25 protein-coding genes are annotated in these 20,116 nt (G+C 62.6%); 15 read left to right on the top strand and 10 right to left on the bottom strand.

What is annotated here, in order from left to right:
- Window position 1: 1 nt before the first annotated feature.
- The 5 genes from uvrA to NKI37_RS00990 form a co-directional block, all read right to left on the bottom strand.
- Window positions 2–2,923, bottom strand: a complete 2,922-nt coding sequence (gene uvrA, locus NKI37_RS01010) for an excinuclease ABC subunit UvrA (RefSeq protein WP_352787713.1) — start codon at window positions 2,921–2,923, stop codon at window positions 2–4.
- Between the two features lie 783 nt (window positions 2,924–3,706).
- Window positions 3,707–3,928 (bottom strand): hypothetical protein, encoded by a 222-nt coding sequence (locus tag NKI37_RS01005; RefSeq protein WP_032891865.1) that lies wholly within the window; start codon window positions 3,926–3,928, stop codon window positions 3,707–3,709.
- A 146-nt stretch (window positions 3,929–4,074) separates the two neighbouring features.
- Window positions 4,075–4,683, bottom strand: coding sequence for an ATP-dependent Clp protease proteolytic subunit (locus NKI37_RS01000; protein WP_023684630.1), 609 nt, complete (start codon window positions 4,681–4,683; stop codon window positions 4,075–4,077).
- A gap of 29 nt (window positions 4,684–4,712) precedes the next feature.
- The gene (locus NKI37_RS00995) at window positions 4,713–5,180 is read right to left on the bottom strand and encodes an SRPBCC family protein (RefSeq protein ID WP_023696505.1); all 468 of its coding nucleotides are present in this window, start codon (window positions 5,178–5,180) and stop codon (window positions 4,713–4,715) included.
- A complete protein-coding gene (locus NKI37_RS00990) occupies window positions 5,177–5,491 on the bottom strand; it encodes an ArsR/SmtB family transcription factor (protein ID WP_023670944.1) in 315 nt (104 codons plus the stop codon). Before NKI37_RS00990 ends, NKI37_RS00995 begins: the two co-directional genes overlap by 4 nt.
- Window positions 5,492–5,624: 133 nt before the next feature.
- Here NKI37_RS00990 and NKI37_RS00985 point away from each other — a divergent pair, with 133 nt between their 5' ends.
- The 4 genes from NKI37_RS00985 (at window position 5,625) to NKI37_RS00970 (ending at window position 7,651) form a co-directional block, all read left to right on the top strand.
- A complete protein-coding gene (locus NKI37_RS00985; RefSeq protein ID WP_023715843.1) occupies window positions 5,625–6,119 on the top strand; it encodes a hypothetical protein in 495 nt (164 codons plus the stop codon).
- Between the two features lie 116 nt (window positions 6,120–6,235).
- Window positions 6,236–6,766: a single-stranded DNA-binding protein gene (gene ssb, locus NKI37_RS00980; protein ID WP_023715842.1), complete on the top strand. Its 531-nt coding sequence runs from the start codon at window positions 6,236–6,238 to the stop codon at window positions 6,764–6,766.
- Window positions 6,767–6,803: 37 nt separating this feature from the next.
- Window positions 6,804–7,202 carry a DUF2306 domain-containing protein gene (locus NKI37_RS00975; protein ID WP_023726685.1) on the top strand — a complete coding sequence of 133 codons (399 nt, stop codon included), beginning with the start codon at window positions 6,804–6,806 and terminating at the stop codon, window positions 7,200–7,202.
- Window positions 7,203–7,225: 23 nt separating this feature from the next.
- Window positions 7,226–7,651: an OsmC family protein gene (locus NKI37_RS00970; protein WP_023706191.1), complete on the top strand. Its 426-nt coding sequence runs from the start codon at window positions 7,226–7,228 to the stop codon at window positions 7,649–7,651.
- Window positions 7,652–7,661: 10 nt separating this feature from the next.
- Here NKI37_RS00970 and NKI37_RS00965 read toward each other — a convergent pair whose 3' ends face one another.
- The 3 genes from NKI37_RS00965 to NKI37_RS00955 all read right to left on the bottom strand — a co-directional run bounded on the left by NKI37_RS00965 (window position 7,662) and on the right by NKI37_RS00955 (window position 9,346).
- Window positions 7,662–8,291, bottom strand: a complete 630-nt coding sequence (locus NKI37_RS00965; RefSeq protein WP_023670949.1) for a MarC family protein — start codon at window positions 8,289–8,291, stop codon at window positions 7,662–7,664.
- 106 nt (window positions 8,292–8,397) lie between these two features.
- A complete protein-coding gene (locus NKI37_RS00960) occupies window positions 8,398–8,775 on the bottom strand; it encodes a VOC family protein (RefSeq protein WP_023715840.1) in 378 nt (125 codons plus the stop codon).
- 34 nt (window positions 8,776–8,809) lie between these two features.
- Complete coding sequence (locus tag NKI37_RS00955) at window positions 8,810–9,346, bottom strand: hypothetical protein (RefSeq protein ID WP_023706193.1); 537 nt, start codon at window positions 9,344–9,346, stop codon at window positions 8,810–8,812.
- Window positions 9,347–9,433: 87 nt separating this feature from the next.
- Here NKI37_RS00955 and NKI37_RS00950 point away from each other — a divergent pair, with 87 nt between their 5' ends.
- Window positions 9,434–10,285: a helix-turn-helix transcriptional regulator gene (locus NKI37_RS00950; protein WP_023739981.1), complete on the top strand. Its 852-nt coding sequence runs from the start codon at window positions 9,434–9,436 to the stop codon at window positions 10,283–10,285.
- Window positions 10,286–10,507: 222 nt separating this feature from the next.
- Window positions 10,508–13,297: a DNA gyrase subunit A gene (gene gyrA / locus NKI37_RS00945; protein WP_023696506.1), complete on the top strand. Its 2,790-nt coding sequence runs from the start codon at window positions 10,508–10,510 to the stop codon at window positions 13,295–13,297.
- Window positions 13,298–13,352: 55 nt separating this feature from the next.
- Here the strand turns inward: gyrA and NKI37_RS00940 are convergent, their stop codons facing one another.
- On the bottom strand, window positions 13,353–13,499 hold the full coding sequence (locus tag NKI37_RS00940; RefSeq protein WP_023670953.1) for a hypothetical protein: 147 nt from the start codon (window positions 13,497–13,499) through the stop codon (window positions 13,353–13,355).
- Between the two features lie 194 nt (window positions 13,500–13,693).
- On the opposite strand from NKI37_RS00940, the gene coaD reads away from it, so the two are divergent.
- The 7 genes from coaD (at window position 13,694) to tgt (ending at window position 18,347) form a co-directional block, all read left to right on the top strand.
- A complete protein-coding gene (gene coaD, locus NKI37_RS00935; protein WP_023670954.1) occupies window positions 13,694–14,194 on the top strand; it encodes a pantetheine-phosphate adenylyltransferase in 501 nt (166 codons plus the stop codon).
- A 169-nt stretch (window positions 14,195–14,363) separates the two neighbouring features.
- The gene (locus NKI37_RS00930; protein WP_352545852.1) at window positions 14,364–14,858 is read left to right on the top strand and encodes a peptidylprolyl isomerase; all 495 of its coding nucleotides are present in this window, start codon (window positions 14,364–14,366) and stop codon (window positions 14,856–14,858) included.
- A gap of 44 nt (window positions 14,859–14,902) precedes the next feature.
- On the top strand, window positions 14,903–15,415 hold the full coding sequence (locus NKI37_RS00925) for a peptidylprolyl isomerase (RefSeq protein WP_023693397.1): 513 nt from the start codon (window positions 14,903–14,905) through the stop codon (window positions 15,413–15,415).
- 12 nt (window positions 15,416–15,427) lie between these two features.
- Window positions 15,428–15,877, top strand: a complete 450-nt coding sequence (locus NKI37_RS00920; RefSeq protein WP_023693398.1) for a DMT family transporter — start codon at window positions 15,428–15,430, stop codon at window positions 15,875–15,877.
- Entirely contained in the window at window positions 15,877–16,965 is a 1,089-nt protein-coding gene (queA, locus tag NKI37_RS00915) for a tRNA preQ1(34) S-adenosylmethionine ribosyltransferase-isomerase QueA (protein ID WP_352787716.1), read from the top strand. Before NKI37_RS00920 ends, queA begins: the two co-directional genes overlap by 1 nt.
- Window positions 16,955–17,224 (top strand): hypothetical protein, encoded by a 270-nt coding sequence (locus NKI37_RS00910; RefSeq protein ID WP_023684641.1) that lies wholly within the window; start codon window positions 16,955–16,957, stop codon window positions 17,222–17,224. Before queA ends, NKI37_RS00910 begins: the two co-directional genes overlap by 11 nt.
- On the top strand, window positions 17,217–18,347 hold the full coding sequence (gene tgt / locus NKI37_RS00905) for a tRNA guanosine(34) transglycosylase Tgt (protein WP_023824852.1): 1,131 nt from the start codon (window positions 17,217–17,219) through the stop codon (window positions 18,345–18,347). Before NKI37_RS00910 ends, tgt begins: the two co-directional genes overlap by 8 nt.
- A gap of 7 nt (window positions 18,348–18,354) precedes the next feature.
- Here tgt and NKI37_RS00900 read toward each other — a convergent pair whose 3' ends face one another.
- Window positions 18,355–18,777, bottom strand: coding sequence for a DUF4864 domain-containing protein (locus NKI37_RS00900; protein WP_023730151.1), 423 nt, complete (start codon window positions 18,775–18,777; stop codon window positions 18,355–18,357).
- 192 nt (window positions 18,778–18,969) lie between these two features.
- Here NKI37_RS00900 and NKI37_RS00895 point away from each other — a divergent pair, with 192 nt between their 5' ends.
- Together NKI37_RS00895 and NKI37_RS00890 are read left to right on the top strand one after the other, a co-directional pair.
- Complete coding sequence (locus NKI37_RS00895) at window positions 18,970–19,581, top strand: DsbA family protein (protein WP_023824853.1); 612 nt, start codon at window positions 18,970–18,972, stop codon at window positions 19,579–19,581.
- Between the two features lie 68 nt (window positions 19,582–19,649).
- The gene (locus tag NKI37_RS00890) at window positions 19,650–19,886 is read left to right on the top strand and encodes an Lrp/AsnC family transcriptional regulator (protein WP_023670963.1); all 237 of its coding nucleotides are present in this window, start codon (window positions 19,650–19,652) and stop codon (window positions 19,884–19,886) included.
- The last annotated feature ends 230 nt before the right edge of the window (window positions 19,887–20,116 follow it).

The following is a 20,116-nucleotide window of genomic DNA, read 5'->3' as shown; positions in this document are numbered from 1 at the left end:
GTTACTCCGCCGCTTCGCGCTTGCCTCCGGGCCGCCGCTCCAAAAGCTCCTTCAGGAACTGGCCGGTGTAGCTGCGCTTTTCGCGCACGATGGCTTCCGGTGTGCCCTGTGCCACCAGTTCGCCACCGCCATCGCCGCCTTCGGGGCCGAGGTCGAGCACCCAGTCGGCGGTCTTGATGACTTCGAGATTGTGCTCGATGACCACCACCGTGTTGCCCTGGTCGACCAGTTCGTGAAGCACTTCCAGCAACTTGGCGACGTCGTGGAAGTGCAGGCCGGTGGTCGGCTCGTCGAGGATGTAGAGCGTCTTGCCGGTCGCCTTGCGCGACAATTCCTTGGCGAGCTTGATGCGCTGCGCCTCGCCGCCCGACAGCGTCGTCGCCTGCTGGCCGATATGGATGTAGCCGAGGCCGACCTGCTTCAGCGTCTCCAGCTTGTCGCGCACCCCGGGCACGGCGGCAAAGAAATCGACGCCTTCCTCGACCGTCATGTCCAGGACGTCCGCGATCGACTTGCCCTTGAACACGACATCCAGCGTCTCGCGGTTGTAGCGCTTGCCGTGGCAGACGTCGCACGTGACGTAGACGTCGGGCAGGAAGTGCATCTCGATCTTGATGACGCCGTCGCCCTGGCAGGCCTCGCAGCGGCCGCCCTTCACGTTGAAGGAGAAGCGGCCCGGCTGATAGCCGCGGGCCTTGGCCTCGGGCAACCCGGCAAACCAGTCGCGGATCGGTGTGAAGGCGCCGGTGTAGGTGGCCGGGTTCGAACGCGGTGTGCGGCCGATCGGCGACTGGTCGATGTCGATGACCTTGTCGAGGAATTCGAGGCCCTCGATGCGGTCGTGATCGGCCGGATGCTCGCGCGAGCCCATGATGCGGCGCGACGCCGCCTTGAACAGCGTCTCGATCAGGAAGGTCGATTTGCCGCCGCCAGACACGCCGGTGACGGCGGTAAAAGTGCCGAGCGGGATTTCGGCAGTGACGTTCTTGAGATTGTTGCCGCGCGCGCCGACGATCTTCAGCCGGCGGTTTTTCTTGGCCTCGCGCCTGACACCGGGCGTGGCGACTTCGAGCGCGCCCGACAGATATTTACCGGTGATCGAGTTGGGATTGGCCATCACCTGCTGCGGCGTGCCCTGGGCGATGATCTCGCCGCCATGAATGCCGGCGGCCGGACCCATGTCTACGACATAATCGGCATGCAGGATGGCGTCCTCGTCATGCTCGACGACGATCACCGTGTTGCCGATGTCGCGCAGATGCTTGAGCGTGTCGAGCAGGCGGGCATTGTCGCGCTGGTGCAGGCCGATCGACGGCTCGTCCAGCACATAGAGCACGCCGGTGAGGCCGGAGCCGATCTGCGACGCCAGCCTTATGCGCTGGCTCTCGCCGCCCGACAGCGTGCCGGAATTGCGCGACAGCGTCAGATAGTCGAGGCCGACATCGTTGAGGAAGCGCAGGCGGTCACGGATTTCCTTGAGAACGCGCACCGCGATCTCGTTCTGCTGGTCGTTGAGATGTGGCGGCAGTTCGGTGAACCACTGGTCGGCCTTGCGGATCGACAGCTCGGTGACCTCGCCAATGTGTTTTCCGGCGATTTTGACCGCCAGCGCTTCCGGCTTCAGCCGGTAACCCTTGCAGACCGGGCAGGGCGTCGCCGACATGAAGCGCTCGATCTCCTCGCGCATCCAGGCGGATTCGGTTTCCTTCCAGCGCCGTTCGAGATTGGGAATGACGCCCTCGAACGTCTTGGTCGTCTTGTAGGAGCGCAGGCCGTCATCATACTGGAAGGTGACCTCGCGCTCACCGGTGCCGCGCAGGACGGCATCCTTTGCCTCTTCGGTCAGGTCTTTGAACTTGTCGCCGAGCTTGAAGCCGTATGCCTTGCCCAGCGCTTCCAGCGTCTGCGCATAATACGGCGAGGTCGATTTCGCCCACGGGCTGACGGCGCCGTCGCGCAGCGAGACGTTTTCGTCCGGCACGATCAGGCTGGCGTCGATGGCGCGCTGGTTGCCGAGGCCGTCGCAGGTCGGGCAGGCGCCGAACGGGTTGTTGAACGAGAACAGCCTGGGCTCGATCTCCGGAATGGTGAAGCCGGAAACCGGGCAGGCGAATTTTTCCGAGAACAGGATGCGCTCATGCGTCTCGTTCTTCGATTTGTTGACCGAGTCCTCGCCGGTCTGACTGGCGTCGAGCGGCCGGTCGGCGAACTCGGCCACCGCCAGCCCTTCGGCGAGCTTCAGCGCCGTTTCGATGGAATCGGCAAGCCGTGTCGCCAGGTCGCCGCGCACGACGATGCGGTCGACGACGACGTCGATGTCGTGCTTGTACTTCTTGTCCAACGCCGGCACATCGGCGATCTCATAGAAGACGCCGTCGACCTTGACGCGCTGAAAGCCCTTCTTCTGCAGCTCCAGCAGTTCCTTGCGATACTCGCCCTTGCGGCCGCGCACGATCGGCGCCAGCAGGAAAAGGCGCGTGCCTTCCTCGACCGCCAGCACCCGGTCGACCATCTGTGAAACCGTCTGGCTCTCGATCGGCAGGCCGGTCGCCGGCGAATAGGGGATGCCGACGCGCGCGAACAGCAAGCGCATGTAGTCGTAGATCTCGGTGACGGTGCCGACCGTCGAACGCGGGTTCTTCGACGTGGTCTTCTGCTCGATCGAGATGGCCGGCGACAGGCCGTCGATCTGGTCGACATCCGGCTTCTGCATCATTTCGAGGAACTGGCGCGCATAAGCCGACAGGCTCTCGACGTAACGGCGCTGGCCCTCGGCATAGATGGTGTCGAAAGCAAGCGACGATTTGCCGGAGCCCGACAGGCCGGTCATGACGATCAGGCTGTCACGCGGCAGGTCGAGATCGACATTCTTTAGGTTGTGTTCGCGTGCCCCGCGAATGGAAAGGTATTTATGGTCGGCCATCGCCGGTCGCCGCCTCAGGTCTGGTGTCAGTGGGATCGGCGGGTTTTCCCGGCCATTCCCTATGTAGGTATTTTTGCCGCCACGTCGAGAGACGCCACACTTCTCGACCAAAGCCGTTTAACCGTCTTTCGCGCGAACGGGCAAGCGGAAAGAACAAAGACCGAACACGCTCCTGACAAAGCTGTGCAGAAACTGACAAGGGTGTTTCAGAAACTGACCCTGACGTAAGCTCCCGGCGATCACATTTTCCGTAACCGGCTATTCAAGGTTGACGCCGTCGAATCAGGGGCGCACTCTGCCGGAGTCAACGGAGCCGGCCGTCTTTGATGGCCTCGCCGCCCATAGCGGCCTGCGAGACGCCGCAGGTTTTTGCGATTTGTGCTTCGGATTGACACCAGTCGCAACGGACATAGGAGCGGAGCATGACGCCACCGGATAGTCCCTTGAGGCTCCACCTGCTAGTGGAGCCGCGGCGGGCATAAGTGCCAGGTAGTTTCAAGGCATTGGAGTGTATGCGTCCAAACGAACGCATCGCGTCAGTCCAACAAACCACCAGACAAACCGTGACCTGCCGAATCCCACAAAAATCAGAGACGGCTAGTCGGATCGTCGGCTGAATGCCGCGAAGCATCCGAAATCAAAGTCGGTATAACACTACCGGCAGTTTGGATTTGAAATCCAAAAAAAGCCCCGACCGTTTGCGGAAGCAACGGCGGGGCTGTTCGTTTGCGAGGAAGTCGTCGGCGCAGGCTTTCTCTCCCGTATAGTAGCTGGGAGAAGGGGCTACCGGCGCGGCGGCTTGATCCCACCCGTGCCGACATCGACAGTGATGCTGCCGGAAATTCTGACATCGGTGTCGCCGATCTTGAACGTGCCGTTCTCGCCGGCAGGCAGCGCGTCGTCCGGCTCCGGCTGCGGCGCGGGCTTGGCGATGCGGTAGTCGCCGGTCACGCCGGGCAGGGCGCCTTTCCGCGACGTGCTGGTGCTGCCCCCGGCAAAGGCCATGCTCGATGTCGCCGCCGTGATGGCAAAGGCTATGGTCAGTCTGTTCAGGTGGTAGCGCATGGCAAGACTATAGTGCCGCGCTCAAGGCGAGGCCAGACCAGCGGCGTTGAAATTGAGGGAACACCGGCCTGCATTCAATCCGCCGATCAGGCCGCTGCCTGCTTGCGGGTGTCGAAGACGTGGTCGACGAGGCCCCAGTCCTTGGCCTCCTTCGCGGTCATGAAGAAATCGCGGTCGAGCGTGCGTTCGACCTCTTCGTGGGTGCGGCCGCAATGGTGAGCGTAGAGGTCGGCCATGTGCCGCTTGGTGCGCAAAATGCCTTCGGCGTGACGCTGGATGTCGGAGGCCTGGCCCTGGAAGCCGCCCAGAGGCTGGTGCAGCACGATGCTGGCATTGGGCAGCGCGATGCGCCGCCCCGGCGTTCCCGCCATCAGCAGGAAGGAGGCCATCGACGCGGCAAAGCCCATGCACACGGTCGACACCGGGCAGCTGACATATTGCATCGTGTCGTAGATGGCGAAGCCGCTGGTCACCACGCCGCCCGGCGAGTTGATGTAGAGCGAGATCTCCTTGTCGGGATTGTCCGATTCCAGCGACAGGAGCTGGGCGCAGACCAGCGCCGACATGCCGTCATTGATCTCGCCATTGACGAAGATGATGCGCTCGCGCAGCAGCCGCGAGAAAATGTCGAAGGCACGTTCGCCGCGGCTCGATTGCTCGATCACCATCGGCACCAGATTGGCAAAGCCGCTCATCTCATTGTCTCCGTTTTGATTTTTCCGGGTCAGGCAGCGCGCAGCAACAGGCGTGGCGCGTTGGCGGCGACAGGCGGTTTGGGCTTGTATGCGCGCAGCCAGAGCCGGCAGCCGGCGCCGGCCATCGCGACCGCAGGCGTCAGGACAAACCCGTCATGGACGATGCGCAGATGCGTGCCGCCGGAAACGGTGCGGGCGAGTGTGAAGGTGACGATGCTCTCCAGCTCCTCGCGGTTGGCGTCGCCGGAACGCTCGCGCCAGGAATAGCGCAGCAGGCGCCCCGGTTCGGCATCGAGCACTTCGCACTCGATCGGCTTCTCAGGCCCGGCAAAGGCAAAGCGGCTGCCGGTTTCCGGATTGATGTCGTTCGGCATCATCCATTCCGCCAAGAGGTCCGGCACGGTCAGTGCCCGCCACACTTTTTCCGGTGCGTCCGGCAGATCGCATTCGAAGGCGAGGGCATCCTTGGCGGTCTGCGTCTGCTTTTCGTCGGTCATTGGTCCATGTCCTTCAAAACGGCCTTCAGTCTTTCGATGCGCTCCGGCCAGAATGCGCGGTAGCGTTCGATCCAGCCGAGCAGCGGCTCGAGCCCTTGCGGATCGGCGCGATAGTAGGCGTTGCGGCCGGCGCGTCTTTCGCTGACCAGGCCTGCGCCGCGCAGCACGGCAAGGTGCTGCGACACCGCCGGCTGCGACACGCTCATGCCGGTGCGCAACTCCGACACGCTCATCTCGCCGGAAGTCAGCCGCTCGTAGACGGCGCGTCGCGTCGGGTCGGCCAGGGCGCGAAAAATCTCTGCTTCGATCATGGCAAAAGCATAAGTCGATACTTATCGATTTGGCAAGGGGTGTTTTGAATGCCGCGTATTGATTGGATCCTGCCGGGCCTCTAAGCCGTGGGGAACAAGATGGGCCGATCATCGCGAGGCAGGAGTAGTATTTATGAATTCCAACGTCGATCTTTCGTCCGCCGAGAACCTCAACGAGGCTCTGAGGCTCTATCGCCGCCTCGTACTCGGTATAGGAGCGATCGCCGTCATCGGTTTCGTGGCCGTGATCTTGTTGGCCAAGCTGGGTACGGCGCTATCCCCGCCATACGGGATTTACATCTTCGGCGAAGGATTGGGGACCTGGGGCCTGATCGCGGTGGTAGCGGCGCTCGTCGCTCAGGTGTGGTGGCACGGGCGCGCGATCGGGAAATTGCTGAATGACCCGGCTCTGAAATCTGAACCTGCAGTCGGGCTGATGTCGGCGCCAACCGTGATCGCACAGCGCGCCCATGCATGGGCATGGAGTGGAGCGGCTTTTCCGGTCCGTTGCCACCAGCTAAAAAACGGCGCTGACGACACCGCTTCTCGCCCCTGCGTGTCAGCTAAATCCACGCGCCCGCGTCGGCGATTGCTGCCATTCCTTGACAATCCGTGGTTAACAGTATAGGAACGAAAAGGGAACAAAAACCTTGTGGGAAAAGCCAGCCGCGGCAAGCCAGGATTGTGCGCGGCCTGTAAGGTGAACGACTTGAAATTTGTTTCGGATGAGCACGGAGAAGTGTCATGGCGGGTAGCGTCAACAAGGTCATTCTGGTCGGTAACCTCGGCGCGGACCCTGAAATCCGCCGCCTGAATTCCGGTGATCCGGTCGTCAACATCCGCATCGCCACGTCGGAAAGCTGGCGCGACAAGAACTCCGGCGAGCGCAAGGAAAAGACCGAATGGCACAACGTGGTCATTTTCAATGACCAGATCGCCAAGGTCGCCGAGCAGTACCTGAAGAAGGGCATGAAGGTTTACGTCGAAGGCCAGCTGCAGACACGCAAATGGCAAGACCAGACCGGCGCCGACAAGTACACGACCGAAGTCGTGCTGCAGAAATTCCGCGGCGAGCTGCAGATGCTCGATTCTCGCGGCGAGGGCGGCGGTCAGGTCGGCAACTATGCCGGCGGCGGCGCGAGCCGTGGCTCGGATTTCGGCCAGTCTGGCCCCAATGAGAGCTTCAACCGCGGCGGCAATAGCGGTGGCGGCGGTTCCAAGGGCGGCGGTGGCGGCGGCTCGTCGCGCGAACTGGACGACGAAATCCCGTTCTGAGCTGACGATAGTCAGCGATATCTGAGGAGAGGGTGCGATGTCGCTCGGACCGCTTCTATCGGCGCGCCCTCCCATTCCATGGCACGCCTTCGCGGCCCTTGCCGCGCTGGCCGTTGGCGCTACGCAACTGGCGCTGCCGAAAGGCACGACGCGTCATCGTGTCGTCGGCTATGCCTGGGCGGCGCTGATGATGGTCGTCGCCATCTCCAGTTTCTGGATCCAGCAGATACGCCTCGTCGGTCCGTTCAGCCCGATCCATCTCTTGTCGATTTTAGTGTTGATCGCCGTGCCGCTTGCGGTCTGGCACGCGCATATGCATCGGGTCGCCAAACATCGCAGGGTGATGATATCGCTGTATGTTTTCGCCCTGATCGGCGCCGGCGTGTTCACGCTGCTGCCGGGGCGGATCATGCACACGGTCGTCTTCGGCCAGTGACGCTTTCTGAAAGGAAGATTGCCGTGAAAGCACGGATTAAATGGGTCGAGGAGCGCACCTTCGTCGGCGAGTCCGGCAGCGGCCACAAACTGGTGCTGGGGACCGCCCCCGGGCCGGAAGGCAAGACGCCAGGTCCGAGCCCGATGGAGCTGGTGCTGATCGGCACCGGCGGCTGCTCGGCCTATGATGTCGTCCACATCCTCGAAAAAGGCCGCGAGGCGATCGAGGACTGTGTTGTAGAACTCGACGCCGACCGGGCCGAAACCGACCCCAAAGTCTTCACCCGCATCCATATGCATTTCATCGTCACGGGCCACGCGCTGTCGCGCGACAAGGTCCAGCGCGCCATCAACCTGTCGATCGAGAAATACTGCTCGGCCTCGGCCATGCTGGCCAAGACGGCTGTCATCACTCACGATTTCGAGGTCGTCGATACGGCGGTGGAGTAGGGGCTGCCGCTTACCCCGCCATCAGCGCCTTGATGCCATCCGCGACGAACTGAACCGCAAGCGCGGCCAGGATGACGCCGAGCAGGCGGGTGAGGATCGAGCGGCCGGTCTGGCCGAGGATGCGGTCGATGCGCTCCGACAGCACGAACACCAGATAGGTGATGGCAAGGCAGACGAAGATGATGCCGACCAGCGCCGCTTGTGCTGCAAAACCCTGAAACGAGCCCGACAGTAGCACAGTCGCCGAAATCGCACCGGGGCCGGCGATCAGCGGGATCGCCAGCGGGAAGGCCGCGATGTTGTGGATCATGTCCTTGGTGATGGCGACGTCGCCGATCTTCTCCTTGCGGTCCTGGCGGCGCTCAAACACCATTTCGAAAGCGATGAAGAACAGCAAAAACCCGCCGGCGACACGGAAAGCCGGCAGCGTGATGCCGAACACCGACAGGATGGACGCCCCGGCCACCGCAAACAACGCCATCACGAGGAAGCCGATGATCGAGGCGCGCACCGAAACCTGCTGACGTTCCTCGCGGTTCATGCCGCGTGTCACCGCGAGGAAGAGCGGCGCGAGACCTGGCGGGTCGATGGTCACCAGAATGGTGACGAAGGCGTTGAACAGGCTGTCGAAACTCGGCATCGCTGACCCCTCCCGCCGGGCCGGACCCCTGCGCCACCATAGTGGTAGAGCAAAGCCCGACCGGTGGGAACCGTCTGACATGGCGATACCGGAGACGGCGTCAGTGTTAGGCGGCAGCGTTGCAATAGGCCTCCCGGCGATAGCCGTCGGGATCGACGACGAAGGCAGCGTAATAGTTCTCGCCATATTCGGCGCGCAGGCCCGGCGCGCCATTGTCGCTGCCGCCTGCACGCAAGGCGGCGGCATGGAAGGCGACGACACTCTGCCTCGTCGGCGCGGCAAAGCAGAAATGCAGACCGGACTTCTCGTCCGATGGCACTGGCCGCTCCGCGTCGTTCACCCACAGCGCGACGGCTTGCGCACCATAACCCAGTGAGCCTGGCGACTGGCTGAGGCAGGAATAACCGAGCGGCTTTAGCGCGGCATCGTAGAAGGGCTTCGAAACGTTGGTGTCGCGGACGCCGATCGAGACATGGTCAAGCATGCTTTTGGTCACCTTTTTGCAATATGTTGCGTCATCAGTCGTGGGCGACGCGGCGCGCCAGGAACTCGACTTCGAGACGCCATGTCTTGCCATCGTCGTGCGAACGCTCGCCGAGCCAGCGGAAGCTGTCTTTCGTGATGCGCGAAAAGCTCCAGCGGACCGAGGAACCAGTGCCGTCGGCGCCGACCTGCACAATCGTGTCGCCTTCGGCGCGACCAAGCTGGCGGCTGTAGTATTGGTTGCGCGGGTCGCTCCAGAAGATGTGCCAGGCATCCGAGCCGGGATCATAGGCCCGCAGCGTTGTGCCATAGAAAGTCCATTTGCCGAGAGAAGGCGAGGGGCCGGCATCCCGCGCGGGCAGGATCCATACATCCTGGATCGCCCTGCCTTCCAGGACCCAGCCGAAATGCACCTCGCCGCGTCCGGTGAGAACCGTGCCGTCCTCGAGATGGCGCGTGGCATCGAATGTCCAGGCGCCGACGAAGCGGCCGTAGAGATCAAGCTTGTCAGCCAGACCGGGGTTGGGGCCGTCGCTGTGGAGCGCTTCGGCAAAGGAGGATGTACCGATCATACTTGCTGCCTTCGTTGTGTCAGGAGGCTGCAAGCGATAGGCCCCGGCAGGGTGTCGCGCTTGGGAAAAATTGCTATCTTTCAAGCCATGACGACGAGCGAACAAAACCTGGCATCGGGGCAGGGCTGGCATGTGTCCGACGTGCTGTGCACGGCCGGCGCCGGCGACCGCCCGTTCGAGGAGGCGCACGACACCTTCTGCGTTGCCGCTGTCACCAGCGGCACCTTCCGCTACCGCACCAGGCAAGGCGCCGCCATGCTGGCGCCGGGCGCAATCCTGCTAGGCAATGTCGGCGCCTGCTATGAATGCGGGCATGAGCATGGCGCCGGCGACCGTTGCCTGTCCTTCCACTTCGCTCCGGCCTATCTCGACCGCATCGCCAGCGACGTGCCCGGCGCGAGCAAGCTCGCCTTCGGCGTGCCGCATATGCCGCCTTTGCCGGCGCTCGCATCGCTGCTGGCCGAGGCGGAAGCGGCGCGCGAGATGGTCGACATCGACGCCTTTGAAGAGCTTGGCCTGCGAATTGCCGGTGCAGCACTGGCAGTTGCCGGCGCAGCACTGCCCGTCGCCAGCGATGCGGTGCCTGGCGTTCGACCGCCGAGCCGCCGCGACCAGAAACGGGTTGCCGAGGCGGTGCGGCAGATCGAGCTCAATGCCGACAGGCCGGTCTCGCTTTCCGAGCTTGCCTGCGCGACGGCGACCAGCCCGTATCATTTCCTGCGCACCTTCCGGCAGGTCGCCGGCATGACGCCCTATCAGTTTCTGCTGAGAACCCGGCTGCACCGCGCGGCGGTGCGGCTGCGCATGTCAGGCGATGCCATCTCGGCAATCGCCTTCGAGGCCGGTTTCAACGATTTGTCGACGTTCAACCGCCGTTTCCGGCGCGTCATGGGCGAAACGCCCGGCGACTATCGCGCCCGGCGGATGGCTACCCGCTAATGCGTCCGCCTGCCTCCTGATACGTTCTGGCTTGGAAAACTGTCCTTCGCAGGCTTTTGCCCCTGGCGGCGGCGAATGCGTTATGGCCAAATCGTCGCAATCAGAGGTATCCATTTGAATTTACCGCTGAAATCGTCATTGGAAAAGCACCACGAATATTGGAGTTTCGGCCGTGCTTCCTATATAAGCGGTCAATGATTCCTGATTAGATTGTGATCCGATTTGACCGACCAAAAACCCCCGCGCGGCGCCGACGGCGGCCCCACCGGCATCGAGCCCATCTCCATCATCGAGGAGATGCAGAGCTCCTACCTCTCTTATGCCATGAGCGTGATCGTCAGCCGTGCGCTGCCCGATGTGCGCGACGGCCTGAAGCCGGTGCACCGCCGCATTCTCTATGCGGCGCATGAGAGCGGCTATCACTGGAACCGCAAATATGTGAAGTCGGCCCGCCCGGTCGCCGACGTGATGGGTAAATACCATCCGCATGGCGACGCCTCGATCTACGACGCCTTAGTGCGCATGGCGCAGGACTGGTCGCTGCGCGTTCCGCTGATCGACGGGCAGGGTAATTTCGGCTCCATCGACGGCGATCCGCCGGCGGCGATGCGCTACACCGAATCGCGGCTGACCAAGGTCGCACATGAGCTGCTGGAGGACATCGACAAGGAAACCGTCGATTTCCAGGAGACTTATGACGCCTCCGACACCGAGCCGAAGGTGCTGCCGGCTCGCTTCCCCAACCTTCTGGTCAACGGTTCCGGCGGCATTGCCGTCGGCATGGCCACCAATATTCCGCCGCATAATCTGGCCGAGATCTGCAACGGCGCCATCGCCATCATCGACAATCCGGCGATCGATTTGCCGGCGCTGATGGAGATCATTCCGGGTCCCGATTTCCCGACCGGCGGCATCGTGCTCGGCCGTTCCGGCATCTACAGCGCCTATGCGACGGGTCGTGGCTCCATCGTCATGCGCGGCAAGGTCAATGTCGAGCAGCGCGGCAACGACCGTGAATCGATCATCATCACGGAAGTCCCGTACCAGGTGAACAAGGCCTCGATGATCGAGAAAATGGCCGAGCTGGTGCGCGACAAGCGCATCGAAGGCATTTCCGACATTCGCGACGAAAGCGACCGCCAGGGCTACCGCGTCGTCATCGAGCTGAAGCGCGACGCTGTCGCCGACGTCATTCTCAACCAGCTTTACCGCTTCACGCCGCTGCAAACCTCCTTCGGCGCCAATATGGTGGCGCTGAACGGCGGCAAGCCGGAAGTGATGAACCTGACCGACATGCTGAAGGCGTTTGTCAGCTTCCGCGAAGAGGTGATTAGCCGGCGCACGAAATTCCTGCTGCGCAAGGCGCGCGACCGCGCCCACGTGCTGGTCGGCCTCGCCATCGCCGTCGCCAACATCGACGAAGTGATCAAGCTGATCCGCACCGCGCCCGATCCGCAGACGGCGCGCGAGCAGTTGATGGAGCGGCGCTGGCCCTCCGGGGACGTGGAGTCATTGATTCTGCTTATCGACGATCCGCGCCATCGCATCAATGAGGATGGCACCTACAACCTCTCCGAGGAACAGGCGCGCGCAATCCTCGAACTGCGCCTGCAGCGCCTGACCGCGCTCGGCCGTGACGAAATCGCCGACGAGCTGAACACGATCGGCGACGAGATCAAGGATTACCTCGACATTCTGTCGTCCCGCGCCCGCATCCAGCAGATCGTCAAGGACGAGCTTGCCGCCGTGCGCGACGAGTTCGGCACGCCGCGCCGCACCGAGCTCACCGACGGCGGCGCCGACATGGAAGACGAGGACCTGATCCAGCGCGAGGACATGGTCGTCACCGTCAGCCATTCCGGCTACATCAAGCGCGTGCCGCTGTCGCTCTACCGGGCGCAACGCCGCGGCGGCAAGGGCCGCTCCGGTATGTCGACCAAGGAAGAGGATTTCGTCACCCGGCTGTTTGTGGCCAACACGCATACGCCGGTGCTGTTCTTCTCCTCGCGCGGCATCGTCTACAAGGAAAAGGTCTGGCGGCTGCCAATCGGCAATCCGCAGTCGCGCGGCAAGGCGCTGATCAACATGCTGCCGCTGGAGCAGGGCGAGCGCATCACCACCATCATGCCGCTGCCCGAGGACGAGACCAGCTGGGGCGAACTCGACGTCATGTTCGCCACCACGCGCGGCACCGTGCGCCGCAACAAGCTGTCCGAATTCGTCCAGGTCAACCGCAATGGCAAGATCGCCATGAAGCTGGAGGAGGAGGGCGACGAGATTCTCGGCGTCGAGACCTGCACAGACAATGACGATGTGCTTTTGACCGCCAGCTCCGGCCAGTGCATCCGCTTCCGCGTTGGCGATGTGCGCGTCTTCCAGAGCCGCAATTCGGTCGGCGTGCGCGGCATAAGCATGGCCGAGACCGACCGCATCATCTCCATGTCGGTCATCGAGCATGTCGATGCTTCACCGGCGGAACGCTCCGCCTACCTCAAGCGGGCAGCACTGGAGCGGCGGCTTGCCGCCGAGGTGACCGGCGAGGAAGAAGAGATTGCACTCACCAATGAGGAGATTGGCGAGGAGACCGAGCTTTCCGACAGCCGTTACGAAGAGCTCAAGGCGCATGAGCAGTATGTGCTGACGGTGACCGAATATGGCTACGGCAAGCGCTCGTCATCCTACGATTTCCGCCTGACCGGACGCGGCGGCAAGGGCATCCGCGCCACCGACGTGTCGAAGGTGGCCGAGATCGGCCAGCTGGTGGCGACTTTCCCGGTCGGCAATGACGACCAGATCATGCTGGTTTCGGATGGCGGCACGGTCATCCGGGTGCCGGTCAACGGTATCCGTTTCGCCAGCCGCGCCACCAAGGGCGTGACCATCTTCAACACCGCCGAAGGCGAGAAGGTGGTTTCGGTCGAACGGATTTCGGAGCCGCAGGCCGACGAGGATGTCGAAGAGGGTGTCATTGAGGCCGGCGCCGGAGATGCCGTACCGGACAGCACCGAATAGGTTTGAGCAACAACGCCGGCCCGATGGGCCGGCGCAAACAAGAACTAGCAATAAATCAGGGGCGACGGTGGGGCCAGCGAGCGCCGAAACCTTCGAACCGCTTTGTGCGGACACGGACGCGCTCTGCCTCGCTATGCAATCCGAATGCGGTGGCGATCAGCATGGCGACGGTCATTGCGGTGGCGAGCATGTAGATCAGCATGTGCGTGTTCTCCTGCGCCTATCCAACGGTTAGATCGGGTTTTGGTTTCATTTTCCGAAGTGCAAACTAGCGAACGCGGCGTGAAGTCTTCGTGATCAAGGCATTCATCTGTCGTTCATGTCTGCGAAAAGGTTCACGCAGATGTTCCCAATCGCATTTGCCTTCCGCCCAATGCCCCGCTAGAAGCACCTCCCATGACCGATCGCATCGCCCTTTATGCCGGCTCCTTCGACCCGCTGACCAACGGCCATCTCGATGTCCTGAAGGCATCGCTGGCTGTCGCCGACACGGTTTATGCGGCGATCGGCACCCACCCCGGCAAGACGCCGCTGTTTTCCTTCGACGAACGGGTGAAGCTGATCGAGGCCGCGACCAAGGCTGAATTTGGCCGCGACGGCGACCGGATCAAGGTCGTCGCCTTTGACGGGCTGGTCATCGACGCGGCCCGCAAGCATGGCGCCTCGATCATGATCCGCGGCCTGCGCGACGGCACCGATCTCGATTACGAGATGCAGATGGCCGGCATGAACGAGACCATGGCGCCGGAACTGCAGACGGTTTTTCTGCCCGCCAGCCCATCGGTACGCACCATTACCGCCACACTTGTGCGCCAGATAGCCTCGATGGGCGGAGACATCCGTCCCTTCGTACCGGCCGCCGTTGCCGGTGCGCTCACCGCCAAATTCGCGAAATAGTGCATGTCGCCCCAAAGTGGATGCCGGTTTTTGGGGCAACGACATGCACCCTAACAAAGACCTTCGGAGATCCCTTATGCAGCTGAAAAAGCTCGCCTCGTTTCTCGTCGTGCTTGCCGGTCTCGTGACCGCATCCGTTTCGGCCTTCGCCGCCGAACCGGAAAACACCATGGTCATCACCTTGAAGAACGGCGACGTCACCGTCGCGCTACGCCCCGACCTGGCACCCAAGCATGTCGCCCAGATCAAGAAGCTGGTGCGCGAAGGGGCTTATAACGATGTCGCATTCCACCGCGTCATCAACGGCTTTATGGCGCAGACCGGCGACGTCAAGTTCGGCAACATGAAGAAGGGGTTCAGCCCCGAGGCCGTCGGCACCGGCGGTTCAGACCTGCCCGACCTGCCGGCCGAATTCTCGCAGAGCGAACATTTCAAGCGCGGCACGCTCGGTATGGCCCGTTCTCAGGACCCGAACTCCGCCAATTCGCAGTTCTTCATCATGTTCGCGCCGGCTCCGAACCTCGATGGCCAGTACACCATCGTCGGCAATGTCGTCAGCGGCATCGAACTGGTGGACAAGATCAAGAAGGGTGACGAGGCCGACAACGGCACGGTCAGCGAGCCCGACCGCATGATCAAGGTACGCATCGCCGCCGACAAGTAAACCAATCAAATCAATCTGTTTTTCTGAGATAAAGGATATACGACATGGCTGAGATCAAGGACCGCGAGAACGCGCTCATCCTGGAAACGACCAAGGGCAAGGTCGTCATCGAACTGTTCCCCGATTTGGCTCCCGGCCACGTCGCCCGCATCAAGGAACTGGCCCGCGAAGGCGCCTATGACGGCGTGGTCTTCCACCGCGTCATCGAAGGCTTCATGGCGCAGACCGGCGACGTGAAGTTCGGCAATTCGTCGAAGCCGACCTTCGCGCCGTCGCGTGCGGGCATGGGCGGCTCGGAAAAGCCGGACCTGAAGGCTGAATTCTCCAACGCCAACCATGGCCGCGGTACCTGCTCGATGGCACGTTCGCAGAACCCGAACTCCGCCAATTCGCAGTTCTTCATCTGCTTCGACGATGCCGCCTTCCTCAACCGCCAGTACACGGTCTGGGGCCAGGTCATCGAAGGCATGGACAATGTCGACAAGATCAAGCGCGGCGAGCCGGTCGTCGATCCCGACAAGATCGTGTCGCTGAAGGTCGCGGCCGACGTCAGGTAAGGACAAACGAAGATGATGGGCGTGGTCTGGTCGCTGCTCGGCATCCTGTCAGGCGCCTTCATCGCCGTCCAGGCGCCGATCAACTCGCAGCTGGCGCGCGGCCTGGGGCTCCCGGTCGCGGCTGCTGCGTTTTCGTTCCTGTCGGGCGCGATCGTGCTTGGTATCATCTCCATTGCCGTTGTGCGGCTGCAGGACATCTCGCTCGACTGGAAGGCACCGGCGCCTTGGCTGTTCATCGCCGGCGGCATGCTCGGCGGTTTCTATGTTACCCTGTCAACCATTCTTACGCCGCGCATTGGTGCAGCCGCGTTGATGGCGTTCCTGGTTGCCGGCCAGTTGCTGGCCGGCATGCTGATCGATCGCGTCGGCTTTCTCGGCGTGGCGGTGCGCGAGATTTCGCTCGGCCGCATCGCCGGCGCGGTGCTGCTGTTGGCCGGAGCGCTGCTCGTCCGGCTCTACTGATGCGCGTCGACCTCTTCGACTTCGACCTGCCTGAGGAGCGCATCGCGCTTCGCCCGGCCGAGCCGCGCGACAGCGCCAGAATGCTGGTGGTCAGGCCGGGCGAGGGTCTTTTGGACCGCTCGGTGCGCGACCTTCCGTCCTTGCTCAGACAGGGCGACGTGTTGGTCTTCAACGACACCAAGGTCATTCCGGCACAGTTGAGAGGCATCAGGCGGCGCGGTGAAGCGCAGGCGCAGGTCGACGCCACGCTGCATATGCGCATGGCGCCGGACCGCTGGCTGGCCTTCATGCGGCCGGGCAAGCGCATCGCCGCCGGCGACCGCATCCATTTCGGCCATGACGGCAATTCCTGTTTCCTCGGCCAGCTCGACGCCACGGTGATCGAGAAGGGCGATGCCGGCGAGGTGCTGCTCGGTTTCGACCTGTCGGGGCCGTTTCTCGACGAGGCGCTGCATGCCGTCGGCCGCATCCCGCTGCCGCCCTATATCGCGTCGAAGCGCGACGACGACGCGCGCGACCTGACCGACTACCAGACCATCTATGCCAAAGAGGAAGGTGCTGTGGCAGCGCCCACCGCCGGCCTGCATTTCACGCCGGAACTGTTTGCAGCACTCGACTCTAAAGGCATCGAACGCCGCTTCGTCACCTTGCATGTCGGCGCCGGCACCTTCCTGCCGGTCAAGGCGGACGACACCGCTGACCACAAGATGCATGCCGAGACCGGCTCGGTCAGCGAAGCAACAGCCGACGCTCTGAATGGCGCCAAGGCGCGGGGCGGGCGCATCATCGCTGTCGGCACGACCTCGCTGCGCCTGCTGGAGAGCGCGGCACGGCCTGATGGCTCGCTGACCGCCTGGTCCGGCCCGACCGACATCTTCATCACGCCGGGCTATCGGTTCAAGACCGCCGACCTGCTGATGACGAACTTTCATCTGCCGCGTTCGACGCTGTTCATGCTGGTTTCGGCCTTCAGCGGCCTAGATACGATGCGTGCGGCCTACGCTCATGCCATCGAGAACCGTTACAGATTCTACTCTTATGGAGACGCAAGCCTGCTTTATCGAGCGGAGATGAGCGATGGACGATGATCTGCAAGCCTTTGATCGCGAGAGCCTGATCGCTGAAGTGAAGAAATTGCGTGCCGGCATTCGCCAGCACCGAGATTCTACCGGCCATGATTTATGCTGGCATCATCCCAACCTGTGGGACCTGCTGCCGGAAAAGACCGATCCATCGATTGCTGTGCCGCCATGGCCGAAATTCATGCGCGGCTGCATCCAATACCGGCAGTCGCTCGACAGGCAGGCGCCAGGCGCGCCTGTCCATGACAAGGAATTCAATGGCTGAGACATTCACCTTCAAGATTCTCGCCACCGACGGCAAGGCGCGGCGCGGTGTCATCGACATGCCGCGCGGCGAAATCCGCACGCCGGCCTTCATGCCGGTCGGCACCGGCGGCACGGTCAAGGCCATGTATATGGACCAGGTGCGCGGCGTCGGCGCCGACGTCATCCTGGGCAATACCTATCATCTTATGCTGCGGCCAGGCGCCGAGCGCGTGGCGCGGCTTGGCGGCCTGCATGAGTTCGCCCGCTGGCCACAGCCGATCCTGACCGACAGTGGCGGTTTTCAGGTCATGTCGCTGTCGAAGCTCAGAAAATTGACCGAGAAGGGCGTCACCTTTCGCTCGCACATTGACGGCGCTGCCTACGAGATGTCGCCGGAGCGCTCGATCGAGATCCAGGGCCTGCTCGATTCCGACATCCAGATGCAGCTTGACGAATGCACAGCGCTGCCGGCCGACCTCAAGGAGATCGAGCGCGCGATGGAGCTGTCGCTGCGCTGGGCCGAGCGCTGCAAGACAGCGTTCGGCGACCAGCCCGGCAAGGCCATGTTCGGCATCGTCCAGGGTGGCGACAACGCAGCACTCAGGGTGCGCTCGGCGCAGGCGCTGAGCGCGATGGAGCTGAAGGGCTATGCCGTCGGCGGCCTGGCCGTCGGCGAGCCGCAAGCGGTGATGCTGAATATGCTGGAGATCACCTGTCCGGAATTGCCTGACGACAAGCCTCGATATCTCATGGGCGTCGGCACGCCGGACGACATCGTGAAATCGGTGGCGCGCGGCATCGACATGTTCGACTGCGTCATGCCGACCCGCGCCGGCCGCCATGGCCTGGCTTATACCAGGCGCGGCAAGGTCAATCTCAGGAATGCCCGCCACGCGGACGATCCGCGGCCGCTGGATGAGGAGAGCGACTGCCCGGCCGCGCGCGACTACTCACGCGCCTATCTGCACCATCTCGTGCGCTCGCAAGAGGCGCTGGGGGCGATGCTTCTGACCTGGAACAACCTGTCCTACTATCAGAAGCTGATGCAGGACATTCGCGCCGCGATCGAGGCCCGGGCCTTTGAGGCGCGCACGGCTGAGATTTCCGAGGCATGGGCGAGGGGTGATATTCCGGTGCTGTAGCCGGGCCTCAGGTACTGAGCGAATTCGCTGCGCGCAAGCTGCAGCCGGTGATCTGAAAGCTGCCGTCGGGCTGCTGTTCCAGCGTGTAGACCGCCTCATAGTCCTTGCCGTCGGGTCCGACGATCAGCACTTGCTGGATTATCGAAGTTGGCCCCATCTGCTCGACCTTGCCGAAGGAATAGCTCTGCGGCTGGCGCACCGGCGGATAGCCGTTGGTCACCATGTTCATGAAGGTGTCGACGGTCGGAAAGATGCGCTTCACATTTGGAGCGGCGAAACTGTACGCCTTGGCGCCATCATTGGCGATGAGCGCCTTCAACTGACCATCGATGACGGCCTGGCCGGCCTTGACTTCGGCGTCGCCGGCAAGGGCTGCCGAGACGAACAACGCGAACAGCAATGAAACGACTGCGAATGCGATGCGGCGCATGGCCTGTCTCCATTGTCCTCAACAAAACCTGTCCCAGGACGCATCATACCATACGCTTGGCGGAGCCTCACGGTTTCAGCAACCGCAATATTTGCCACGCAAGTGCCACAAGATCATGCTTAAGCCTCCTTTAACGCGGGGCGCGCATCGTAGGGACGGGTGGGGACCCGTTCGCGCAACCAGGGGACGACCATGTTCAAGCAGCCGATCGACCGGCGCCTTTTGCTGAAGGGCGCGGCAAGCCTCGCAGTTTTGGCTCCCTTGCCCGCCTGGGCAAGCACTGGGCCGACCGTCACGGAAGTCGCCTTCGACCCCGCCATTCCAGCGCTCGGCAACCCCGATGGCGATGTCACCATCGCCGAATTCGTCGACTATCAGTGCCCGATCTGCAAACTCGTTTTCGTCGAGCTGAAGAAGTTGATGGAAGAGGACAGCGGCATTCGGCTTGTGATGAAGGACTGGCCGATCTTCGGCGACGTGTCGCGCGACGCGGCGCGGGTGACGCTGCTGAGCGGCGAACACTATGCCGCGGCGGTCGATGCGCTGATGACCAACCAGCGCGGCCTTTCGGAACGCCGCACCAACGACATCCTTTCTTCCGTCGGTGTCGATGTGGCGATGGTGCGTGCCGACCTCGCCATCCGTGAACCCGACATCGACGCTGCCCTTGTCCGCACGGAAGCCCAGGCGACGGCTTTCAAGCTGCGCGGCACGCCAGCCCTGGTCATCGGCGGCAACTTGTATCGGCGCGGCATGCCGGTGTCCGAACTGAGACAAGCCGTCGCCAAGGCGCGCTCGGCCTGATGCTTGAAAGCCGGGCGGCAGTCTGCCACAAGGGCCGCTTGTGTGCTGAAGCTTGATCGGGACCGGCAATGAAGACGTTTTTCATGCAGATAAAGTGCGATCTGGGCAAGTCCTATGAGGTCGCCAGCGCGCTCGCCGATGCCGAAATCGCCTCGGAAATCTACTCGACCGCCGGCAATTACGACCTGCTTGCCAAATTCTACGTCGACGACGAGGAAGATGTCGGCCACTTCGTCAACGAGAAGGTGCAGATTATTCCCGGAATCAAGGACACCTTCACGGTCGTCACTTTCCGCGCATTCTAAAGCAATTCCAGGAAAAGTGTGAAGCGGTTTTCCGCCCGGAATTGCGTCGAAGCAAAAAGCCATGGCAGGTCGCCGTTTCCATGAAACGGTGAACTGCTATGGCCGCATCAGGCACTTGCCCGGCGACAAGGCAGAGCCTGATTAAGGTCCTGTTCCGACTGCCCGAATTTTGGGCAGTCGGAACATACTGATCGCCGATATCCTCCAAATCACCGATTGCGCTTGATTTT

The sequence above is a fragment of the Mesorhizobium sp. M0626 genome (genome assembly GCF_040320665.1).
GTDB lineage: Bacteria > Pseudomonadota > Alphaproteobacteria > Rhizobiales > Rhizobiaceae > Mesorhizobium.
The sequence above is the reverse complement of the archived record's forward strand: the minus strand, read 5'-3'. Positions and strand labels throughout refer to the sequence as shown.

Excerpts from the sequence above, each read along its gene's own strand:
- NKI37_RS00940 (WP_023670953.1), bottom strand. The coding sequence starts at position 13,499 with ATGCTGATCTACATGCTCGCCACCGCAATGACCGTCGCCATGCTGATC.
- NKI37_RS00895 (WP_023824853.1), top strand. The coding sequence starts at position 18,970 with ATGTTCAAGCAGCCGATCGACCGGCGCCTTTTGCTGAAGGGCGCGGCA.
- NKI37_RS01005 (WP_032891865.1), bottom strand. The coding sequence starts at position 3,928 with ATGGCCTTTGCCGGGGGCAGCACCAGCACGTCGCGGAAAGGCGCCCTG.
- NKI37_RS00960 (WP_023715840.1), bottom strand. The coding sequence starts at position 8,775 with ATGCTTGACCATGTCTCGATCGGCGTCCGCGACACCAACGTTTCGAAG.
- NKI37_RS00930 (WP_352545852.1), top strand. The coding sequence starts at position 14,364 with ATGGTCATCACCTTGAAGAACGGCGACGTCACCGTCGCGCTACGCCCC.
- NKI37_RS00975 (WP_023726685.1), top strand. The coding sequence starts at position 6,804 with ATGTCGCTCGGACCGCTTCTATCGGCGCGCCCTCCCATTCCATGGCAC.
- NKI37_RS00890 (WP_023670963.1), top strand. The coding sequence starts at position 19,650 with ATGAAGACGTTTTTCATGCAGATAAAGTGCGATCTGGGCAAGTCCTAT.
- NKI37_RS00950 (WP_023739981.1), top strand. The coding sequence starts at position 9,434 with ATGACGACGAGCGAACAAAACCTGGCATCGGGGCAGGGCTGGCATGTG.
- NKI37_RS00910 (WP_023684641.1), top strand. The coding sequence starts at position 16,955 with ATGGACGATGATCTGCAAGCCTTTGATCGCGAGAGCCTGATCGCTGAA.
- NKI37_RS01000 (WP_023684630.1), bottom strand. The coding sequence starts at position 4,683 with ATGAGCGGCTTTGCCAATCTGGTGCCGATGGTGATCGAGCAATCGAGC.
- NKI37_RS00920 (WP_023693398.1), top strand. The coding sequence starts at position 15,428 with ATGATGGGCGTGGTCTGGTCGCTGCTCGGCATCCTGTCAGGCGCCTTC.
- NKI37_RS00955 (WP_023706193.1), bottom strand. The coding sequence starts at position 9,346 with ATGATCGGTACATCCTCCTTTGCCGAAGCGCTCCACAGCGACGGCCCC.
- ssb (WP_023715842.1), top strand. The coding sequence starts at position 6,236 with ATGGCGGGTAGCGTCAACAAGGTCATTCTGGTCGGTAACCTCGGCGCG.
- tgt (WP_023824852.1), top strand. The coding sequence starts at position 17,217 with ATGGCTGAGACATTCACCTTCAAGATTCTCGCCACCGACGGCAAGGCG.
- uvrA (WP_352787713.1), bottom strand. The coding sequence starts at position 2,923 with ATGGCCGACCATAAATACCTTTCCATTCGCGGGGCACGCGAACACAAC.
- queA (WP_352787716.1), top strand. The coding sequence starts at position 15,877 with ATGCGCGTCGACCTCTTCGACTTCGACCTGCCTGAGGAGCGCATCGCG.
- NKI37_RS00925 (WP_023693397.1), top strand. The coding sequence starts at position 14,903 with ATGGCTGAGATCAAGGACCGCGAGAACGCGCTCATCCTGGAAACGACC.
- NKI37_RS00990 (WP_023670944.1), bottom strand. The coding sequence starts at position 5,491 with ATGATCGAAGCAGAGATTTTTCGCGCCCTGGCCGACCCGACGCGACGC.
- NKI37_RS00995 (WP_023696505.1), bottom strand. The coding sequence starts at position 5,180 with ATGACCGACGAAAAGCAGACGCAGACCGCCAAGGATGCCCTCGCCTTC.
- NKI37_RS00900 (WP_023730151.1), bottom strand. The coding sequence starts at position 18,777 with ATGCGCCGCATCGCATTCGCAGTCGTTTCATTGCTGTTCGCGTTGTTC.
- NKI37_RS00985 (WP_023715843.1), top strand. The coding sequence starts at position 5,625 with ATGAATTCCAACGTCGATCTTTCGTCCGCCGAGAACCTCAACGAGGCT.
- coaD (WP_023670954.1), top strand. The coding sequence starts at position 13,694 with ATGACCGATCGCATCGCCCTTTATGCCGGCTCCTTCGACCCGCTGACC.
- NKI37_RS00965 (WP_023670949.1), bottom strand. The coding sequence starts at position 8,291 with ATGCCGAGTTTCGACAGCCTGTTCAACGCCTTCGTCACCATTCTGGTG.